Here is a 519-nt window from a genome sequence, read left to right as displayed (position 1 = left end):
CAGCGGGGGGCGATCTCGCCGCGCTGGTCGCCGGCTATAACGGCAATGACGGGTTCGCGCAGGCGCATCTGCTGCCCTATGGCCTCAGGACCGTCGACGGCAGCTACAACAACCTGCTGCCGGGCCGCGAGAAATGGGGCGCGGCGGATCAGTCCTTCCCGGGGATCTTCACGCCCGAATATATGAACGACGCCGACGGCGATCGCTACGACTTCAATCCGCTGCCCAATGTGGAGACGTGGTACACCAACAATAATTACGCCAACGCCGGCACCGGCAGCGGGTCGTCACCCGGCCCGGGCAGCGGCACAGTGATCGACGCCGATCCGCGTATCATCTCCAACCTGATCGTCGACCAGACGCTGAAGAATCCCGCCGCCATTGCCGCGGCGCTGACGCACGCCGGCCTGTCGGGCCAGCCGCTGATGACCGCGCTGACGCAGATCGTTGCGGCACGGGACGCGCTCGACGCCGCCATCGCGGCGGCCGAAGCGGCCGAAGGGACGATCGGCGACCTTA

The 519-nt window shown here is 67.1% G+C and carries 1 protein-coding gene; it reads left to right on the top strand.

Translation table 11 applies throughout. From position 1 onward, the window contains the following. Nucleotides 1–519, top strand: a 519-nt coding sequence (locus ACT6Q8_RS25720) for a hypothetical protein (RefSeq protein WP_444739511.1), incomplete at both ends; no start/stop codon positions are given.

Source organism: Niveispirillum sp. (genome assembly GCF_052437035.1).
GTDB lineage: Bacteria > Pseudomonadota > Alphaproteobacteria > Azospirillales > Azospirillaceae > Niveispirillum.
This window is presented reverse-complemented; position numbering and strand designations above follow the sequence as displayed.